Annotated in this window: 21 protein-coding genes; 9 read left to right on the top strand and 12 right to left on the bottom strand. The window is 46.7% G+C overall.

Annotated elements, in window-relative coordinates; all coding sequences use genetic code 11:
* The first annotated feature begins 46 nt into the window (after positions 1-46).
* The 6 genes from QTP81_RS04120 to QTP81_RS04095 are packed head-to-tail and all read left to right on the top strand — an operon-like array spanning position 47 to position 4,959.
* A complete protein-coding gene (locus QTP81_RS04120) occupies positions 47-469 on the top strand; it encodes a nuclear transport factor 2 family protein (protein WP_289363897.1) in 423 nt (140 codons plus the stop codon).
* A complete protein-coding gene (locus tag QTP81_RS04115) occupies positions 466-1,209 on the top strand; it encodes an SDR family NAD(P)-dependent oxidoreductase (protein WP_289363896.1) in 744 nt (247 codons plus the stop codon). The genes QTP81_RS04120 and QTP81_RS04115 overlap by 4 nt, the downstream gene beginning before the upstream one ends.
* Positions 1,206-2,468: an NAD(P)/FAD-dependent oxidoreductase gene (locus QTP81_RS04110; RefSeq protein WP_289363895.1), complete on the top strand. Its 1,263-nt coding sequence runs from the start codon at positions 1,206-1,208 to the stop codon at positions 2,466-2,468. Before QTP81_RS04115 ends, QTP81_RS04110 begins: the two co-directional genes overlap by 4 nt.
* Before the next feature lie 11 nt (positions 2,469-2,479).
* Positions 2,480-3,211, top strand: a complete 732-nt coding sequence (locus QTP81_RS04105) for a DUF1365 domain-containing protein (protein WP_289363931.1) — start codon at positions 2,480-2,482, stop codon at positions 3,209-3,211.
* A 2-nt stretch (positions 3,212-3,213) separates the two neighbouring features.
* Complete coding sequence (locus tag QTP81_RS04100; protein WP_289363894.1) at positions 3,214-4,467, top strand: SAM-dependent methyltransferase; 1,254 nt, start codon at positions 3,214-3,216, stop codon at positions 4,465-4,467.
* A gap of 15 nt (positions 4,468-4,482) precedes the next feature.
* Positions 4,483-4,959: an EVE domain-containing protein gene (locus QTP81_RS04095; RefSeq protein ID WP_289363893.1), complete on the top strand. Its 477-nt coding sequence runs from the start codon at positions 4,483-4,485 to the stop codon at positions 4,957-4,959.
* On the opposite strand, the gene QTP81_RS04090 is transcribed toward QTP81_RS04095, so the two are convergent.
* Positions 4,956-5,900 (bottom strand): flagellar motor protein MotB, encoded by a 945-nt coding sequence (locus QTP81_RS04090; protein WP_289363892.1) that lies wholly within the window; start codon positions 5,898-5,900, stop codon positions 4,956-4,958. The two genes, QTP81_RS04095 and QTP81_RS04090, sit on opposite strands and share 4 nt — an antisense overlap.
* 1 nt (position 5,901) lies before the next feature.
* Positions 5,902-6,666: a flagellar motor protein PomA gene (gene pomA / locus QTP81_RS04085; protein WP_289363890.1), complete on the bottom strand. Its 765-nt coding sequence runs from the start codon at positions 6,664-6,666 to the stop codon at positions 5,902-5,904.
* A 204-nt stretch (positions 6,667-6,870) separates the two neighbouring features.
* On the opposite strand from pomA, the gene xseB reads away from it, so the two are divergent.
* Genes xseB through dxs form a run of 3 tightly spaced genes read left to right on the top strand, consistent with a single transcriptional unit; the run spans position 6,871 to position 9,867 of the window.
* Complete coding sequence (gene xseB, locus QTP81_RS04080; RefSeq protein WP_289363889.1) at positions 6,871-7,113, top strand: exodeoxyribonuclease VII small subunit; 243 nt, start codon at positions 6,871-6,873, stop codon at positions 7,111-7,113.
* Positions 7,106-8,005: a farnesyl diphosphate synthase gene (locus QTP81_RS04075; protein ID WP_289363887.1), complete on the top strand. Its 900-nt coding sequence runs from the start codon at positions 7,106-7,108 to the stop codon at positions 8,003-8,005. Before xseB ends, QTP81_RS04075 begins: the two co-directional genes overlap by 8 nt.
* Before the next feature lie 5 nt (positions 8,006-8,010).
* The gene (gene dxs / locus QTP81_RS04070) at positions 8,011-9,867 is read left to right on the top strand and encodes a 1-deoxy-D-xylulose-5-phosphate synthase (RefSeq protein ID WP_289363885.1); all 1,857 of its coding nucleotides are present in this window, start codon (positions 8,011-8,013) and stop codon (positions 9,865-9,867) included.
* Here dxs and QTP81_RS04065 read toward each other — a convergent pair.
* From QTP81_RS04065 to lpxD, 10 genes are all read right to left on the bottom strand, one after another.
* Positions 9,864-10,349 (bottom strand): phosphatidylglycerophosphatase A family protein, encoded by a 486-nt coding sequence (locus QTP81_RS04065; RefSeq protein ID WP_289363930.1) that lies wholly within the window; start codon positions 10,347-10,349, stop codon positions 9,864-9,866. The two genes, dxs and QTP81_RS04065, sit on opposite strands and share 4 nt — an antisense overlap.
* Positions 10,339-11,310, bottom strand: coding sequence for a thiamine-phosphate kinase (gene thiL, locus QTP81_RS04060; protein ID WP_289363884.1), 972 nt, complete (start codon positions 11,308-11,310; stop codon positions 10,339-10,341). The genes QTP81_RS04065 and thiL overlap by 11 nt, the downstream gene beginning before the upstream one ends.
* Before the next feature lie 3 nt (positions 11,311-11,313).
* Entirely contained in the window at positions 11,314-11,736 is a 423-nt protein-coding gene (gene nusB / locus QTP81_RS04055; RefSeq protein ID WP_289363883.1) for a transcription antitermination factor NusB, read from the bottom strand.
* A 1-nt stretch (position 11,737) separates the two neighbouring features.
* Positions 11,738-12,220, bottom strand: a complete 483-nt coding sequence (ribH, locus tag QTP81_RS04050; RefSeq protein WP_289363882.1) for a 6,7-dimethyl-8-ribityllumazine synthase — start codon at positions 12,218-12,220, stop codon at positions 11,738-11,740.
* Between the two features lie 71 nt (positions 12,221-12,291).
* Positions 12,292-13,392 (bottom strand): bifunctional 3,4-dihydroxy-2-butanone-4-phosphate synthase/GTP cyclohydrolase II, encoded by a 1,101-nt coding sequence (gene ribBA / locus QTP81_RS04045; protein WP_289363881.1) that lies wholly within the window; start codon positions 13,390-13,392, stop codon positions 12,292-12,294.
* A gap of 36 nt (positions 13,393-13,428) precedes the next feature.
* Complete coding sequence (locus tag QTP81_RS04040; RefSeq protein ID WP_289363880.1) at positions 13,429-14,091, bottom strand: riboflavin synthase; 663 nt, start codon at positions 14,089-14,091, stop codon at positions 13,429-13,431.
* Positions 14,092-14,118: 27 nt separating this feature from the next.
* Positions 14,119-15,255 carry a bifunctional diaminohydroxyphosphoribosylaminopyrimidine deaminase/5-amino-6-(5-phosphoribosylamino)uracil reductase RibD gene (gene ribD, locus QTP81_RS04035; protein ID WP_289363879.1) on the bottom strand — a complete coding sequence of 379 codons (1,137 nt, stop codon included), beginning with the start codon at positions 15,253-15,255 and terminating at the stop codon, positions 14,119-14,121.
* A 10-nt stretch (positions 15,256-15,265) separates the two neighbouring features.
* Positions 15,266-15,715, bottom strand: coding sequence for a transcriptional regulator NrdR (nrdR, locus tag QTP81_RS04030; protein ID WP_289363878.1), 450 nt, complete (start codon positions 15,713-15,715; stop codon positions 15,266-15,268).
* A gap of 7 nt (positions 15,716-15,722) precedes the next feature.
* Positions 15,723-16,982 (bottom strand): serine hydroxymethyltransferase, encoded by a 1,260-nt coding sequence (gene glyA / locus QTP81_RS04025; protein ID WP_289363877.1) that lies wholly within the window; start codon positions 16,980-16,982, stop codon positions 15,723-15,725.
* A gap of 137 nt (positions 16,983-17,119) precedes the next feature.
* Positions 17,120-18,145: a UDP-3-O-(3-hydroxymyristoyl)glucosamine N-acyltransferase gene (gene lpxD, locus QTP81_RS04020; RefSeq protein ID WP_289363876.1), complete on the bottom strand. Its 1,026-nt coding sequence runs from the start codon at positions 18,143-18,145 to the stop codon at positions 17,120-17,122.
* Between the last annotated feature and the right edge of the window lie 118 nt (positions 18,146-18,263).

Genomic DNA, 18,263 nt, shown 5'->3' with positions numbered 1-18,263 from the left:
GCTGTTTCTAGGGTAAAACTTATAAATCAATTTTAAATCCAACACTATGACCGCAATAGAGAAATTTACCCACTTTTATCAACAACTTAAAGATCGTGACATTAGCGGAATTACTGATGTTTACGATACAAACATCGAATTTATCGATCCAATTGCCACCCATCAAGGTATCGAAGTAGTGCAGCGCTACTTTGATAAATTGCTGAAAGGAACGCGGTGGTGCGATTTTGACATTCGTAAAGTCCGCTCCTCGAGTGACACTGAACATACTGTCGAGTGGGTCATGCGTTTCGAATCTAAAAAACTAAAGCGTGCCGAGCCAATTGTGGTGGACGGTATAACGGTGCTGAAAACAAATGCAGACAAAGTCATTTATCACCGCGATTACTATGACATGGGGCAGTTAGTGTACGAAAACATACCAATTCTTAGTTTCTTCGTTAAGCGAGTGAAAGGACAACTACAATGAGTAAGAGCATACTGATTACTGGAGCAACGTCTGGCATTGGTGAAGCGTTAGCCAAACTTGCAGCGAGCCGCGGTTATCGAGTTATTGCGTGCGGTAGAAATGCCGAAAAACTTGCAGAACTCGCGCAAACTAACGGTATCGAAATACTGCAGTTTGATGTTACAGACGCTCAAGCAACGACCGCGGCTCTTGCCGATATAAACTGTGATATAGCGGTTTTGAATGCGGGCACATGTGAATATGTCGACATTGACGCGATCGAACCAGACATGTTCAAACGTGTATTCGAGCCCAACTTTTTTGGTGTGGTTAATTGCGTTAGTGCATTGACGCCGCAACTGATGGCGGGTGATCAGATCGTAATCGTCGACTCTCTCGCGCGACTCCTGCCTTTTACTCGCAGTCAAGCTTATGGTGCCAGCAAAGCAGCACTGCACTATTTTACCAAAAGTATTGAAGTTGATTTAGCGCACAAAGACGTCATTGTGCAGAGCGTATCCCCCGGTTTTGTAGTGACCCCTCTTACTGTCAAAAACGATTTTGAAATGCCAATGAAAATCTCGGTGCAAGAAGCCGTTGAAGATATGTTGGCAGGCATAGAGCGGAAATCGAGCTCTATTTACTTTCCAACGCGCTTCAGTTTGATCTTGAGGCTGTTGAATTTGCTACCCAGCACTTTGCAAAAACGCATGTGTGTTTCGATGAAACGCTCCATGAAACGCGGAAAAAGATCTCAATGAAAAAAAGAATAGCGATCATAGGATCAGGTATTTCAGGCTTAACCTGTGCGTATTTGCTGCACAAAAAGCACGATATAACGATTTTTGAGAGTAACGATTATATCGGCGGACATACTGCCACAAAAGACATTGAGCTTGCTGGTCACCAATACGCCATCGATACGGGATTTATTGTCTTCAATGATTGGACATACCCCAATTTCATCAAATTAATGGAACAAATCGGCGTCAAAAGCCAGCCCACTGAAATGAGTTTTAGTGTCAAAAACACGTCTGAAAACCTCGAGTACAACGGCAACAACTTAAACAGTTTATTCGCTCAACGTCGCAACATTGTGCGGCCCAAATTCATACGCCTTATTCGCGACATTCTCACCTTTAACAAAGCGTGTAAGAGTTTAAACACCGCTGATGTAGACCGCGAACAAACGCTGATTGGGTTTATTCGACAACTCGGTTTAAGTGAAGCATTCATCCAAAACTACATTTTGCCAATGTGTGCAGCTATTTGGTCATCTTCGGTAGAAGACACAAAAGGATTTCCTTTGCGTTTCTTTTTACAGTTTTTCAATAATCACGGATTATTGAATATTTCTGACCGACCGCAGTGGTACACCATTATCGGCGGTTCAAAGCAGTATATTACACCTTTGACAGCCGGTTTTATCGACCGGATACGCTTAAATACCCCAGTCTCTAAAGTTATCAAGCAGAACGATGAAATAGTGCTTACGACTGCTACCGGCTCTGTCGAAGTGTTCGATGAAGTTATTTTTGCGTGTCACAGTGATCAAGCGCTCGCTATGTTGGGCTCACCCACCGATGCACAACAAGAAGTGCTAAGCGCAATTCCCTACGCCATGAATGACGTTGTTTTGCATACTGATACGACGATACTGCCCAAACGTCCGCTGGCCTGGGCGAGCTGGAATTATCTGATCAAGGGTGAGCCTGGCGAACAACAACGGCCTGCATCAGTCACGTATAATATGAATATTTTACAACGCTTAGAAGCACCGCACACGTTTTGTGTAACGTTGAATAATACTGCGCAAATTGCCCCAGAAAAAATCCTCGGACAATATCGTTACGCCCATCCACAGTACAACTTAGCGATGGTTGACGCACAAGCGCGTCGCACTGAAATCAGCGGAGTAGACAACTTCCATTTCTGTGGCGCATACTGGTATAACGGATTTCATGAAGATGGTGTCCGCAGTGCGTTAGATGTATGTGACTATTTCGGAGAGTCTCTGTGAACGAGGTAGCGATTGAAAGTGCGCTATATACGGGTGAAGTTTTTCATCAGCGGGTTGTGCCAAAAAACCATCAATTCACTTATAAGATTTTCTTGTTTTGGCTCAAACTTTCAGAGATCGATACGCTAAATCAAAGTGTTAGTGGTTTTTCCAGTCAACGCTTTGCTCCTGCGAGATTTAAACGCAGTGACTTTCTCGGTAGCGAAAATATCGATTTAGAGCAAGCAGTACTAGAACGCTGCAATCAACTGAGTGAGGAGCCTGTCCATGGAGAGGTATTCATGCTGGGACAGCTGCGCGTTTTTGGTCTGTACTTTAGCCCTGTAAACTTTTATTTTGTGCGTGCTGCGAATGGCGTATATACGCATATGCTAGCGGAAGTCAGTAACACGCCCTGGAACAAACGCCACCACTATTTAGTGGATTTAAACAAACAATCGCCTACCCAAAAAATGTTTCATGTATCGCCTTTTAATCCGATGGATATGATCTATCAGTGGTCGGTACAGCAACCTAATCAACATTTGCGTCTCACGCTGTCTTGCTACCAAAAGCAGCGACATTTTACTGCGGCGCTGAACATGACAAAAATGTCATTGAACTCAACTACGCTAAGACGCGTAATGTTATCTATACCAAGTATGACGATCAAAACTGTGGTTGGGATATACTGGCAAGCGCTTAAGTTATTCTTTAAACGCGTCCCGTTTTATTCCTACCCCAGCAACAACAAGGAACATTAATCATGTCGCATGGTGAACACGCTATCGCGTTTGAAGAAGAGCTCAATTGGGTTAATCGAACCTGTAAAGCCATATTCCTTAACGTGCTATCAACGCTACCTCACGGACAAATCACCATTAAAGAAAGAGGCACCTTAGTTGCCGCATACGGCGATGCCAACAGTGACCTAAAAGCCGAAGTCGACATTCAATCTCCCGTCGCATACAAGCACTTACTAGTTGGCGGCAGCGTAGCCTCAGGTGAGACCTATACCGACGGTTTATGGACGACGCCAAATTTGACTAATGTGATCCGAATATTTGCACGTAACCTTGATACCTTGGATCAATGGGAAGCCAAGTTTAAGTGGCTATCGATGCCGGTCGAAAAGATTCGTCATTTAATGCGTCGTAACTCTCAAGAGCAGGCGAAAAAGAATATCTCCGCTCATTACGATTTGGGCAATAAGCTATACACTCGTTTTCTCGATGAAAGCATGATGTATTCGTCAGCGATATACCCTGACGTTAATTCTTCACTTGCAGATGCACAAATTCACAAACTGAAGAGCATCTGTGACAAACTGCAATTGAATGCCAACGACCATTTGTTAGAAATTGGTACAGGCTGGGGTGGATTAGCCGTATTTGCTGCCAAGCATTACGGTTGTAAAGTAACAACGACTACTATTTCAGAAGAGCAATTTGCCTTTGCTAAAGACTGGGTAAAGCGTGAAGGACTGGAATCGAGAATCACTCTGTTGAAGAAAGATTATCGATTACTTGAAGGCAGCTATGACAAACTGGTGTCGATAGAAATGATAGAGGCCGTTGGCAAAGAATATATGGCTAACTTTTTCAGCAAGTGCTCATCGTTACTCAAGCAAAGTGGTTTAATGGTGATTCAAGCCATTACCATCGACGATAGACGCTATGAAACCTACTCCAAAGGGGTAGATTTTATCCAAAAACACATATTCCCAGGCGGATTCTTACCTTCGCAATTAATCATGAATAAGACGCTTAAGGAACACACAGACATGATGATTCGCGATTTACACGATATCGGCTTAGACTATGCACGTACATTAAATGATTGGTATATCGCATTTCAGCAAAGTCGTGAAGCACTAACCAAAGATGGTTATGACGAGCGGTTTGCGCGAATGTGGCAATACTACTTAAACTATTGTGAAGGTGGCTTTTTAGAACGAACAATCAGTACCGTACAACTGATAATCTCTAAACCCGGATTTAAGGCCCCTATCACACGCTAAAAGGCGCACTTACCTATGGCTCATTGGCTTTTTAAAACCGAACCCGATGCCTTTGGTATAGACGATTTAGTTAGCAGGCCAGAGCAATCAGAGTTTTGGGACGGCGTTCGCAATTACCAAGCGAGAAACTTTTTACGTGATGAAGTCGCAGTGGGTGATGATGTTCTTTTATATCACAGCAGCTGCAAAAACGTTGGTATTGCTGGGCTGGCAACTGTAGTTGCGAGTGCAAGTGCCGATCCTACGCAATTCGATCCAGAATCCAAATACTTTGACCCCAAATCGTCACCTGACCTACCGCGTTGGTTTGGGGTTAAAATAAGACACGTCGAAACCTTTCCCGAGGTTCTCAGTTTGAAGAGAATCAAGACGATGCCTGGTGTCGTTAACCTCCCTTTGGTTAAAAAGGGACATCGATTATCGATAATGCCCGTTGGCGATGACGAATTTGACGTACTTGTTGCTGCCGCACGTGCCAGTGATGTCGATTAACCGCCGCTATTCTCAATCACGGAAATCGGATTAGATAATATGGGCTTGCCTTGATTGATAACGATTTCTACACGCCTATTTCTGGCACGAATATCGGCTTCTTCACCATCGAGTAACGGCGCAGTATCAGCTTTGCCGACTACCGACATACGCGACTCATCAAAACCTGGTGCACGGCGTAGCTCCTCTGCAACCGCTACCGCTCGCTGAGCCGATAAATCCCAGTTAGAGCGATACAACTCATTCGATATTTGCTGGCTGTCACTGTGTCCTGACACCTCAATCTCGCCAGGCATCTCCGATAATAACTCTCCAATAGTACGAATAATGGGAATAAATTGTGGCTGTAAAAACGCAGAGCCAGCCGAAAATGAGCCGTTTTCACGAATGCGAATGGTAATTTGCTGGCCCAATGATTCCATCTCTATTGAGCCATCAACAATCTGCTTTTCAAGCTGTTGGGCAACTTTCTTAATTAACTCGTTAACTTGCTCTTGCGCCGCCGACTGTGTTTGCGTTGCCGCTGACTGATCAGTTGCGGTTTGCTGCGCTTGCCCGCCCCGCTGAGTGCCTCGCTGTTTCTGACGCCCACCCGCTGAATCTTCATCACCCGCTTGGAACTCCAGCATTTGCTGCGTCATTTCTATGGTCTGCTGCTGGATGTTTTCAATCGGGGTTGGATCGGGTCGACCGGGACGGAACTCCATCGCAATAACACTAGTTCCTTTGGGAATATCTTTGACTTCAATTTTATTTTGCACGCCAAATGCAAACTTCATGGACCCAGCGATCTGCTTGAATTTCAACACGTCCATTTCCGAAAATGCTAACAACAATACAAAAAAGCACATCAGCAGTGACATTAAATCAGCAAAAGTCCCCATCCATGGCGGCAGGCCTTCGGGGGGACATTTAGGACATTCTTCTTGCTGTTGTGACATGCTAATCTTCTTCCGTTACCTCAGCGCGCTTGCTGGCGGCGAGATAGCTTTTCAAAATACCTTCAATAACACGGGGGTTCTGACCATCTGCAATGCCAACAATGCCGTCTAACACCAGTGACTGATTGAGCTTTTCCTCTTCCATGCGGTTTCCGAGCTTTATTGCGATCGGCAAACATATGACGTTAGCGAAGAACGCACCATAGAGCGTTGTTAACAATGCCACGGCCATTGCCGGACCAATAGCTTTAGGGTCATCCATGTTTGACAACATAGCAACCAAACCAATCAAAGTCCCAATCATCCCCATAGCGGGTGCCACATCCCCCATGCCTTTGAATATTTTGCCACCAAATTCATGCCGCTGCGTGGTCATGCTGATATCCTTCGCCAGAGTTTCGCGCACTACGTCAATATCATGTCCATCCACCAACATGTCGACCCCTTTCTGCATAAAACTATTTTCAATTTCTGCTTCTTCGAGGGCTAAAAATCCACCTTTTCTGGCTGCATCAGCCATTTCAACAATCTTTTGGATAAGGTCTTCGGGCGCTTCGATCTTGAACATAAACGCCTTAGCAGCAATTTTACCTGCACCGAAAAATTGGCCGAGGGTAAATTGTGAAAGCACAACGAAAATAGTGCCACCAAATACGATTAACAGCGATGGAACGTTGATAAACATACCCATGTCGCCGCCCAACACCATGGCCATTACGACAAAACCTATCGCGCCAATGATGCCTATGACGGTTGCTAAATCCACACGCCTCTCCTATTTTTGCAGCTAATTCTGTAAGGACCTTTGTTAGCCATTGTATCGACCACAATAATAATTTCTATACCCCTCAAGCGATTATGCACATTCACTCTCACGCTGAGCCAATTCAACGACAAAGTCATTGACCCTCTGCAGGGGCTTAGGTAATGTGCGCGATACTTTATTATTAATAGCATATGAGTGATTGTTTTGAGCCAAAAAGCGTCGGATTCAGCAAATTTTGAGAAGACCCTTGAAGAGTTGGAAGAAATCGTTAGCGCCATGGAGAACGGCGACCTCCCTCTCCAAGATGCGCTAGAAAAGTTTGAACGTGGCGTGCAACTTACCAAACACGGTCAGGCTCTATTACAAGCCGCCGAACAAAAGGTCCAAATACTGACCAACAAAGATGGTCAGACCCAACTCGAGGACATGGCACCAGACGATGACTGAGGCGACACTTGCAGACATTCAGGCTGAGACAAAAAACACTATTGATGCCTACCTTACTAACTACATACAACGATTACCCGAGCATGCTATAGATTTAAAAGAGGCCATGCAGTATGCCTTGTTAGTCGGTGGTAAACGCATGCGCCCACTACTGCATCGAATTACTGCTGAGACATTGGGAATTAGCTACCTAGACAGTCTACCTGTAGCGGCTGCGATTGAATGCATCCACGCATATTCGCTAGTTCATGACGATCTACCAGCAATGGACGATGACGACTTGCGAAGAGGGCAAGCTACGTGTCATATCAAATACGATGAAGCCACCGCGATACTCGCAGGTGATGCGTTGCAAACATTGGCGTTTGAAATAATTGCCGATACCAGCTCTAAACAACTCAGTCACGAGACTAAGGTCAAATTAATCACTTGCATCGCCAAAGCTTCTGGCTACAGCGGTATGTGTGGTGGCCAGGCAATCGACCTAGCAGCCACAAATCAACGCATTTCACTTGAGCGTTTGACTCAGTTGCACCAGCTGAAAACGGGTGCCTTGCTGACCGCTTGTGTGGAAACAGCAACTCTTATGACACCTAATATTGCAGAGTGTGACGTAGCGAACTTTCTCACTTATGCGCAATCAATAGGTCTAGCTTTTCAAGTTCAAGACGACATTTTGGATGTCACGGCTAGTAGTGAAGTCTTAGGAAAACCTTCAGGTTCTGATCAAAAAGCGAATAAATCAACGTATCCAGCTTTACTTGGATTGCAAGCAGCCCGTGAACAACTACAGAATTATCATGCAGAAGCGCTTCAAGCATTGGACAGATTGCCTTACAATACCCAGCTTTTGCGGCAGTTTGCCGATTTGATGTTAAATAGAACACACTAACAATAATGACCCTAGATATTAGTCAGTATCCGACACTCGCGGGTATCGAGAATCCCAAGGCACTGCGTCAGCTGCCACAGGATAAATTAACAGCATTGGCCGATGAGTTGCGCCAATATCTTTTGGCTTGCGTGAGTACAAGTAGCGGACACTTTGCATCGGGTTTAGGCACAGTTGAGCTTACTGTTGCATTGCATTATGTCTACAATACCCCTTTTGACCGCCTAGTATGGGATGTCGGTCACCAAGCGTATCCACATAAGATTCTGACTGAACGGCGCGACAGGATGCCGACAATACGCCAAAAAAATGGTTTACATCCATTTCCCTGGCCACCAGAGAGCGATTATGACACCTTCGCAGTGGGCCATTCATCGACCTCGATCAGTGCAGCTTTAGGTATGGCTATCGCCGCCGAGAAAGAACAACGCGATCGCAAAGTGGTTGCCGTTATAGGTGATGGCGCAATGACGGCAGGAATGGCATTTGAGGCGTTAAATCACGGCGGTGATATAGATAAAGATTTAGTCGTCGTGCTAAACGACAATGAGATGTCAATCTCAGAAAACGTCGGCGCACTTAATAGTCACCTGGCTCGTCTTCTAACCGGTAATCTATTTAACTCAATTCGTGATGGCGGTAAAAAACTATTGAGTAATGTGCCGCCGATTAAAGAATTCGCTAGTCGAGCAGAAGAGCATATCAAGGGTATGGTTGTTCCTGGGACTATATTCGAAGAGTTAGGCTTCAAATATATTGGCCCAATTGATGGGCACGACGTAAATGGCATGGTCGATACTATGCGCAATATGCGCAATATGAAAGGGCCACAAATTCTGCACGTCGTAACGCGCAAAGGCAAAGGTTACGATGTTGCCGAGCAAGATCCGATTAAGTATCACGCGGTACCAAAGTTCAATCCCGCAGATAATGAATTGCCTGCAAGTAAGCCCAGTGGACCTACGTTTTCTAAAGTCTTTGGCGATTGGTTGTGCGATATGGCTGCTGCCGACCCTAAATTAGTGGCAGTAACACCGGCTATGCGTGAAGGCTCGGGAATGGTTAAGTTTTCACAACAATTCCCGGAGCAATACTTCGATGTGGCCATTGCCGAACAACATTCAGTAACTTTTGCGGCAGGCATGGCTCGTGATGGTTTAAATGCAGTCGTAGCGATTTACTCTACTTTCCTGCAACGTGCATATGATCAGTTGATCCACGACGTTGCAATACAGAATCTTCCCGTCTTATTCGCTATCGATCGTGCGGGCATCGTGGGTGCAGACGGGCCTACACACCAAGGCGCTTTCGATATTTGTTACATGCGCTGTATTCCTAACATGGTCATCATGACACCGAGTGATGAGAATGAGTGCCGCCAAATGCTGTATACCGGTCACAAAGCGCAAGTCCCCGCTGCGGTGCGTTATCCGCGAGGCACCGGTATTGGTACTGCGCTTGAAGAAACGATGACGGAGCTACCCATAGGTAAATCACGTACCGTGCGAGAAGGCCGTAAGATCGCCATATTAAACTTCGGTACATTAATCGGTTACGCCCAAGAAGCGGCAGATAGCAAAGACACAACATTGATTGACATGCGCTTTGTGAAACCGCTTGATACAGCGATTATTGATAAAATCGTTGCGACTCACGATGCCATCATTACATTAGAAGATGGCGCAGTCATGGGGGGAGCAGGCAGTGCTGTTGGAGAGTACATGCAAGACTGTGGTTACACCAACCGCCTGATTAAGCTTGGGTTACCTGATAGTTTTATACTGCAGGGCACACAGCAGGAAATGTACGCCGAACTCGGCCTTGATACAGCGGGTATATTAGCAGCTATCGAACGCTGCTAAACAGGCAAATAATAAAGTGCGATATGCAGTACGGCGCAGGCCATTAGGCCTGCGACAATATCGTCTAACATAATCCCAAGGCCGCCATGTACGTGCTTGTCGAGAAAGCTGATTGGCCAAGGTTTCCAAATATCAAAAATACGGAATAACAGAAAGCCTAAAACTAAACTCGTAATGCTTATCGGGACCAATAAAAAGGTCACTAGCATTCCCGCCACTTCATCCCACACGATTGAACCGTGATCATGGACGCCCAGATCCCTCGCTGTGCGCTCACAAATAACCACACCGATGGCGATCGAAAGTAGAGTAATCAATACATAAAACTCAGCCGCTAGGGGGAGCATCAATAGCAACAGTGGCATTGCAGCTAAGGACCCCATAGTACCGGGCATAAACGGAATCAAACCACTGCCAAAGCCAAGACCAAGGAAATGATAGGGATTTGCTAACGAAACCTTTTTACGCAAGTCAGGATGCATTAAAGTGCTCAAATCCCTGTTTGCCAGAGTGCTTAAACGGTTTGTCGTTCAGACGAAGGTCGGTTTTACCGGCAACGCCGGTAACTTGGCCTATACATGTAGCGCGAATGTTGAAACTGCTAAACGCCGTTTCTACCTGACTCTTATACTCTTCGCCAATAGTAAACAACAACTCATAGTCATCGCCTGCGGTAAGGCCGTATTGGAAGCATTGCTGCTCTTCAACCAATTCTGTTAACGCTTCAGAAATCGGCAACCGGTCTACGTGTAACATTGCGCCACATTCTGAAGCCTCCAAAATATGATGCAAATCGGCTAACAGGCCGTCACTAATGTCTATACAGGCACTGGCTGCGCGGCGCAGCATGGTGCCAGCTACTACGCGTGGTGATGGAAATTGATGGCGTTTAATTAAGTAGTCTGCGCTTTCACCAGCCGCAGCTAAATCACCCTTGAGAATATCCAATCCGGCGCCTGCATCGCCTACAGTACCAGTCACATAAATCCAATCACCTGGCTTTGCGCCACTGCGTGTCAAAGCCGACTGCTCTGGTACAAAACCTTGCGCAGTGATTGTCAAAGCCAGAGGACCTGCAACCGTATCACCACCGATGAGCTGGACCGAAAAGTATTGTGATAGGTCGTATAAACCTTTGGTGAACTCAGCTAACCAGCTTTCATCAGTGTCAGGTAAAGATAGCGACAAGCTAATCCAAGCGGGTTCGGCGCCCATTGCGGCCAAATCACTGAGGTTTGCAGCAACCGCCTTATAAGCAACAGCTCGCGGTGGCGTATCAGGTAAAAAATGAACGCCACTGACTAGGGTATCTGTTGTCGTCGCTAAACACTGATTACTTGCTACTTTAGTCAACGCAGCATCGTCGCCAATACCGACCAAGACATCCTTACGCTGATGACCGCCATGTTTAAAAAAGCGGTCGATGAGATCAAATTCTTTCACTGTCTAGCTACGTTCGTGTTTGCGCAATGTTTTAACGGCTTTATCGAGTACACCATTGATGAACTTGTGACTATCTTGGGCACCAAAACTCTTCGCAAGTTCGATGGCTTCATTGATAACGACTTTGTAGGGGGTTTCTAAACACTGCACTAACTCAAAGGTTGCGATGCGTAAAATGGCTTTTTCAATCGGATCGAGTTCTTCAGGCAAGCGGCCTAAATAAGGTTTAATTTGCTCATCCAGCTCAGCGTGACGACTTGTGCTGCCGCGCAGTAACGATTGAAAGAAGGCCATGTCAACCTTACTCATATCATTACTGGTCGCTAACATGAGCTCTACCTGCTCTACTGGATTATTGCTAAGTTGCCAAGAATAGACGCCTTGTAGCGCTAACTCTCGTGCCAAATGACGAGGAGCTACTTTCACCTTAAGCACCTAATTCATTATCGATTGCGGACATCACATTAACCATCTCTAGAGCCCCCATCGCCGCTTCAGCGCCTTTATTACCGGCTTTAGTACCAGAGCGCTCGATAGCCTGCTCGATGCTGTCAGTAGTGATTACGCCAAAAGATACAGGCAGCGTGTAGTCTAATGAAACTTGTGCCAAGCCTTTATTGCATTCGCCAGCAACAAAGTCGAAGTGTGGCGTGCCACCACGAATAACCGCACCCAAGGCAATGATTGCGTCAAATTTGCCGCTTGCAGCCATCTTTTTCGCTGCAATTGGAAGCTCATAAGCACCCGGTACACGTACAACAGTGATATCACCTTCACTGACTTCACCAAAGCGGTCAAGTGTGTCCAATGCGCCTTCTAACAGACTTTCCACAACAAAGCTGTTGAAGCGTGAAACAACGACACCAAAGCGCTTGCCCGTAGCTCGAACATTGCCTTCAATTACATTCATAGCGGTTACCCTTAAAAAATTCGGCGCGCAGTATAGCATACTTTTCCGGCAAACTGCGCTAAGTTATCGGTTTATTCGTGGATATATTCCACGACTTCTAGGCCATACCCAGACAAAGCGTGATATTTGATCGGCTTACTTAGCAGTCGCATTTTATGCACACCAAGACTGGCCAGGATTTGGCTACCAACGCCAACGGTGCGCGACGAGCCCTTCCAATCTGCTGCTGCAGGTGTTTCGCCGCGGTCTTCCATCGCAAACTGAGATACCTGTTGAGCGATATCTTCTTCTTTGCCCAGCAACACAAGCACACCGCCCTCTTCAGCGATACGCGACATCGCCTGCGGCAATGTCATAGAGCGATTGACTGAGCGAGTAGAGCCGAGCAAGTCAGAAAATGTATTGTGTAGATGCACGCGAACTAAGGTAGGCTGGCCTTCAACGATATCGCCTTTCTTCAATGCGAAGTGTAATTGGTTGTCTATCACGTCACGAAAGGTATGTAGCTCAAAATCACCGTACTGCGTGGGTAGCTTACATTGCGCCACTGATTCGATAGTGGTTTCGTTGATATTGCGATATTCAATAAGGTCAGCAATGGTGCCCATTTTCAGATTGTGCTTTGCTGCAAAGGCCTCTAGTTCAGGGCGCCTTGCCATAGAGCCATCTTCATTGAGGATCTCAACGATAACTGCCGCGGGTTCACATCCGGCAAGACGCGCTAAGTCAACGCCAGCTTCAGTGTGACCGGCGCGATTTAACACGCCACCTTGTTTAGCGATCAATGGAAAAATGTGGCCGGGCTGAACAATATCCGCAGCTTTGGCATCGGGTGCTACTGCAGCGAGGATTGTCCGTGCTCTATCGGCAGCCGATATACCCGTCGTGACACCTTCAGCGGCTTCGATCGAAACCGTAAAGTTAGTCGAAAACTGAGCACCATTGTTGTTTACCATCAACGGTAAGTTAAGCCGTCTGCATCGCTCTGCCGTCATCGGCAAGCACACTAATCCGCGTGCATGAGTGACCATAAAATTAATTGCTTCTGGCGTTACATGCTCGGCCGCCATGATCAGATCACCTTCGTTTTCGCGATCCTCATCGTCCATCAGGATGACCATTTTTCCCAGCCGAATATCTTCGATTATCTCTTGTGGGGTATGTAGTGCCATATTTCTCTCTATGTGTAGGGTAACGTCTTAGGTGCGTTATTTTTTTAAAAATCCGTGCTCAGCTAAAAATGCTAAATCTAGATTACTTTTGCTACTTTCAGCAGCTTTGTCGCCCAGTAGCAAGCGCTCTAAATAGCGCGCAATCAAATCGACTTCTAAGTTAATCTTAGTGCCAACCGAGTAATGGCCTAAAACGGTTTCTTGCAGCGTATGTGGAATAACCCACAACATAAACTCTGCGCCGTTAACTTCGTTTACGGTTAAGCTTACACCATCGGTGGTGATTGAGCCTTTGTGAGCAATATATTTGGCCAGTTCATCGGGTGCTTTGACCCAGATTTCGACATATTTACTGTGCTTATTGATGCGGGAAACCGTGCCAATACCGTCTATGTGACCACTGACAATATGACCACCTAAGCGGTCATTAACCGCCAGCGCTTTTTCTAAATTCACTGGACTGCCGACTTGATAATCACCAAAACCGGTCAATTTTAGGGTCTCTGCTGATACATCAGCGCTGTAGGAGTGACTGTCAAAATCAACAACTGTTAAACACACACCGTTGGTCGCAATACTGTCCCCGAGTTGCACGTCACTCATGTCGAGTTTACCCACGTCAACAGTGACACGCATATCATCACCACGTCTCTTGAGTTGTGCAATCTTACCTACCGCTGTAATAATGCCTGTAAACATAACTATCCTAATTTAAATTGGTCATTCTCAGTATTTCGGCACCAATACCAGTTTAACGTCTTCGCCCACGCGTTCTACGGATACGTAGCTAAACTGAGGAAGTTCATTCATATCTGTCTGCTCAGCGATGTTAAACAATGCCTGAGCATACTGCCCCATGACCTTCGGTGCCTGATAAAGAATCACTTCATCAACCAGCTTCTGGTTAAGCAGCGCTCCGGCTAAGGTTGCGCCCGCTTCAACCCAAACAGAATTAATCTCGTGCTCACCCAGCCGAGATAACAACTCAGCCAAATCGACATAACCCGACGCACTGACGACTTGCCATTGTTGTGGTGCCACCGGCGTTGACTCAACTAACACCGGATTGGCAGTCAAATTCGCCACGATTACGGGATTTCCTGATTGAAATATTTGCAGCTCTGGCCTTAATCGGTTCTTGCCATCAACGATCACGCGGATTGGTTGACGTACTTCCAGTTCACTAACTTGATGGGGATAAACGGCTGATTTATCAATCCGCACGTTAAGTTGCGGATCATCAACGAGAACGGTATCGGCACCTGTAAGTATGGCGCAGCTTGTAGCTCGCAGACGATGCACATCGCGTCGAGCATCCGCGCCGGTAATCCACTGGCTGGCACCGTTGGCCAATGCTGTGCGCCCGTCCAAGGTTGCTGCCAATTTGAGGGTCACAAACGGACGCCCAGTTTCCATCCGCCGCAAAAAGCCGCGATTAAGTGCTCGAGCATCGGCCTCACAACAGCCAACATCGACCGCTATACCCGCATCGCGTAAGCGTTGAATTCCATTGCCTGCCACTCGTGGGTTGGGGTCTTGCATGGCGACAACAACGCGCTTTGCTCCCGCTTCAATCAATGCATCAGCGCATGGGCCAGTGCGGCCGTGATGGCTGCAAGGCTCAAGGGTTACATAAACCGTTGCACCGCGTGTTTTATCGCCTGCTTGACGCATTGCATGCACTTCGGCGTGCGGTGTTCCGGCTAGCTGATGAAAACCTTCGCCGACAATTTGCGAGTTGTCATCGACAATAACGCAGCCGACATTGGGATTAGGTGTGGTGGTGTATTTGCCCAGTGACGCGAGCTTTAGCGCTCGCTGCATATAGGCTTGGTCGATAACTGCCGTAGCTGTCACTGGCATTTATTGTGGCTCAGTCGCCGAGTTTGGCAATTTCTTCGCCAAACTCACGGATATCTTCAAATGAGCGATAAACGGATGCAAATCTCACATAGGCAACCTTATCCAGCTCTTTTAATGCATCCATGATCAGGCTACCAACCAACTCACTGGCAACTTCGCGCTCACCAGTACCCCTCAGGGCTGATTTAATTTTAACGATGCACTGCTCTATTTGTTCAGTGCTCACCGGACGTTTTTCGAGCGCGCGCAGCATACCCGCGCGCAATTTATCTTCGTTGAAAGGTTCACGCGAGCCGTCCCTCTTGATCACTCGGGGTAACACCAGTTCAGCTAATTCAAATGTCGTGAAGCGCTCATGGCAAGCATTGCACTCCCGACGACGACGAATTTGATGACCTTCGGCTACCAACCGAGAGTCGATAACCTTAGTGTCTTGAGCACTACAAAAGGGACAATGCATGTTCAGCTTATCCTGCGTATACCGGGAAGCGGTTGCAAAGCTCTACAACTTCACCTTGCACGCGCTCGACTACGGACTCATCACCCATGTTGTCTAACACATCACAAATCCACGTAGCTACTTGCTCAGCTTCGGCTTGCTTAAAACCGCGACGCGTGATTGCCGGCGTTCCAATACGCAAGCCACTGGTAACAAACGGTGAGCGCGGATCTTTAGGCACAGAGTTTTTATTAACAGTAATATTTGCACGACCAAGTGCAGCATCAGCATCTTTACCAGTGATGTCTTTATCGATTAAATCAAGCAAGAACAAGTGGTTATCAGTGCCATTTGAGACAATCTTATAACCGCGTTGTTGCATGACTGCTACCATCGCTTTGGCATTAGCCAGTACTTGCGCTTGGTATTCTTTGAATTCGGGCTCGAGTGCTTCTTTAAAAGCAACCGCTTTCGCTGCAATCACGTGACACAATGGACCACCTTGGTTACCAGGGAATACTGAGCTATTAAACTTCTTGTATAAAGTCTCATCACCACAAGATGACAAAATCAAACCGCCGCGCGGACCCGCAAGCGTTTTGTGAGTTGTTGTGGTTACAACATGAGCGTGTGGTAATGGATTCGGATACAAGCCCGCAGCGACTAATCCTGCAACGTGAGCCATATCAACCAATAAGTACGCGCCTACTTGGTCGGCAATTGCGCGGAAACGCTGCCAGTCAACGATGCCTGAGTAGGCCGAAAAGCCACCGATAATCATTTTGGGCTTGTGCTCAAGTGCTAGCGCCTGTACCTGATCGTAATCGATTTCGCCAGTTTCTTCGTTCAAGCCATATTGTACTGCTTTGTAGGTTTTACCTGAGAAGTTTACGTGGCTACCGTGGGTCAAGTGACCACCATCGGCCAAGCTCATACCCAAGACCGTGTCATTCGCGTCAAGCAATGCCATAAACACCGCGGTGTTTGCCTGCGACCCACTGTGCGGCTGGACGTTAGCGTAGTCTGCGCCAAATAATTGTTTAGCTCGCTCAATGGCTAAATCTTCAGCGATGTCGACATACTCACAACCGCCGTAATAACGCTTGCCCGGATAGCCCTCGGCATACTTGTTAGTCAGCTGCGATCCTTGCGCTTCTAATACTCGTGGACTGCAATAGTTCTCAGAAGCAATCAATTCAATATGATGCTCTTGACGAGTATGTTCATTTTGGATGGCCTGTGCCAGTTCGGGATCGAATTCGGCAATGGTCATATTACGAGAAAGCATAGCGGCTCCTTAACAACAAGATACGAATGGGCGCGTTTTAACTGCAAGCGCTCTTGAGAAAATCACGAGCGCATATTCTAGTCATTTTGCGCGTTAAGTATACCGGTTTTATTCGATTGATTAACAATCAGTGGCAATTATTCTTGCAACTGCTTTTCCAATTGTTTAACGCGTGCAAATAACTCGTCTAATTGACGCGCACGTACGGTATTTTTGCGCCAGTCTTTATTCGGCTGAACGGGCTGCCCAGAGTAAACACCCGGCTCGTTGATACTACCTGTGACCATCGAGAATCCGGTGATTTGTACTTGATCGGCAATACGCAAGTGACCATTGATTGCGCATTGTCCAGCAATGACCACGTATTTTCCGATGATACAACTGCCGGCCATGCCGGTATTGCCACAGATACAGCTGTGATCACCGATTTGACAGTTGTGAGCGATGTGAACCTGATCATCAATGATGACGTTAGTACCAATAATCGTGTTCTCTAACGCGCCACGGTCAATAGTGCAGCCTGCCCCAATACTGGTGCGATCACCGACAACCACAGTGCCAGTTTGCGGGATCGGTAGCCACTCACCGCGCTCATTGGCAAAGCCAAAACCATCGGAACCGATAATCGTCTGACTGCGGACTGTCACATTTTCACCAATCTGCAAGCGATGGTATAAAGTGACGTTGGCGTGAATAACGCTACCAGCACCGACTTCAGTGTATTCGCCAATAACCGTACCTGGGCCAACCTGCACGTTATCACCTAACACGACATGCTCACCAATTACGGCATTAGCCCCAACACTCACATTCTCCCCTAACCTTGCGCTAGACGCGATGACCGCACTCGGTGCAATGCCTTTAGCTACCGCGGGCGTAGTATCAAATAATTGCGCTACTTTAGCGAATGCAACGTGTGGATTACTTACCACCAGCGCTTTACCCGAGACCATATCTGCATGCTTTTCGCTAACTAGAACGACACCTGCGTTGGTCTCTAATAAGCTGGCTTTGTATTTGGTATTGGTAAAAAACGACAGTTGCTGTTGTGAGGCGGCATCTAGCGTATTTACGCCGGTGATCACTTGTTGGCCAAATGCCGGATCAAGAGTGACTTCTGCGCCGACATGTAAGGCAAGTTCATCGATAGTAAATTGCTGCATTGGTGTTCCTGATAAAAATTTACAGGGGGATTTTAGGGTAATTCGATAAAAGGTGCTAATGAACTGGTCAATTAGGTAAGGAATTAATTACAATAGCGGCAATTTACACTGAGAAAGA

It is taken from the genome of Neoalteromonas arenosi (genome assembly GCF_030362855.1).
GTDB lineage: Bacteria > Pseudomonadota > Gammaproteobacteria > Enterobacterales > Alteromonadaceae > Alteromonas_E > Alteromonas_E arenosi.
Note: the sequence above shows the minus strand (reverse complement) of the source record. Positions and strands in the feature narration are given on the sequence as shown.

What these genes read in the sequence shown, in the direction of transcription:
- nrdR (WP_289363878.1), bottom strand. Translation starts at nt 15,715, where the DNA reads ATGCATTGTCCCTTTTGTAGTGCTCAAGACACTAAGGTTATCGACTCT.
- QTP81_RS04065 (WP_289363930.1), bottom strand. Translation starts at nt 10,349, where the DNA reads ATGCATCCTGACTTGCGTAAAAAGGTTTCGTTAGCAAATCCCTATCAT.
- dxs (WP_289363885.1), top strand. Translation starts at nt 8,011, where the DNA reads ATGACCCTAGATATTAGTCAGTATCCGACACTCGCGGGTATCGAGAAT.
- QTP81_RS04040 (WP_289363880.1), bottom strand. Translation starts at nt 14,091, where the DNA reads ATGTTTACAGGCATTATTACAGCGGTAGGTAAGATTGCACAACTCAAG.
- ribD (WP_289363879.1), bottom strand. Translation starts at nt 15,255, where the DNA reads ATGCCAGTGACAGCTACGGCAGTTATCGACCAAGCCTATATGCAGCGA.
- QTP81_RS04120 (WP_289363897.1), top strand. Translation starts at nt 47, where the DNA reads ATGACCGCAATAGAGAAATTTACCCACTTTTATCAACAACTTAAAGAT.
- ribH (WP_289363882.1), bottom strand. Translation starts at nt 12,220, where the DNA reads ATGAATGTAATTGAAGGCAATGTTCGAGCTACGGGCAAGCGCTTTGGT.
- QTP81_RS04095 (WP_289363893.1), top strand. Translation starts at nt 4,483, where the DNA reads ATGGCTCATTGGCTTTTTAAAACCGAACCCGATGCCTTTGGTATAGAC.
- QTP81_RS04115 (WP_289363896.1), top strand. Translation starts at nt 466, where the DNA reads ATGAGTAAGAGCATACTGATTACTGGAGCAACGTCTGGCATTGGTGAA.
- QTP81_RS04100 (WP_289363894.1), top strand. Translation starts at nt 3,214, where the DNA reads ATGTCGCATGGTGAACACGCTATCGCGTTTGAAGAAGAGCTCAATTGG.
- QTP81_RS04110 (WP_289363895.1), top strand. Translation starts at nt 1,206, where the DNA reads ATGAAAAAAAGAATAGCGATCATAGGATCAGGTATTTCAGGCTTAACC.
- lpxD (WP_289363876.1), bottom strand. Translation starts at nt 18,145, where the DNA reads ATGCAGCAATTTACTATCGATGAACTTGCCTTACATGTCGGCGCAGAA.
- glyA (WP_289363877.1), bottom strand. Translation starts at nt 16,982, where the DNA reads ATGCTTTCTCGTAATATGACCATTGCCGAATTCGATCCCGAACTGGCA.
- ribBA (WP_289363881.1), bottom strand. Translation starts at nt 13,392, where the DNA reads ATGGCACTACATACCCCACAAGAGATAATCGAAGATATTCGGCTGGGA.
- QTP81_RS04090 (WP_289363892.1), bottom strand. Translation starts at nt 5,900, where the DNA reads ATGTCACAACAGCAAGAAGAATGTCCTAAATGTCCCCCCGAAGGCCTG.
- QTP81_RS04075 (WP_289363887.1), top strand. Translation starts at nt 7,106, where the DNA reads ATGACTGAGGCGACACTTGCAGACATTCAGGCTGAGACAAAAAACACT.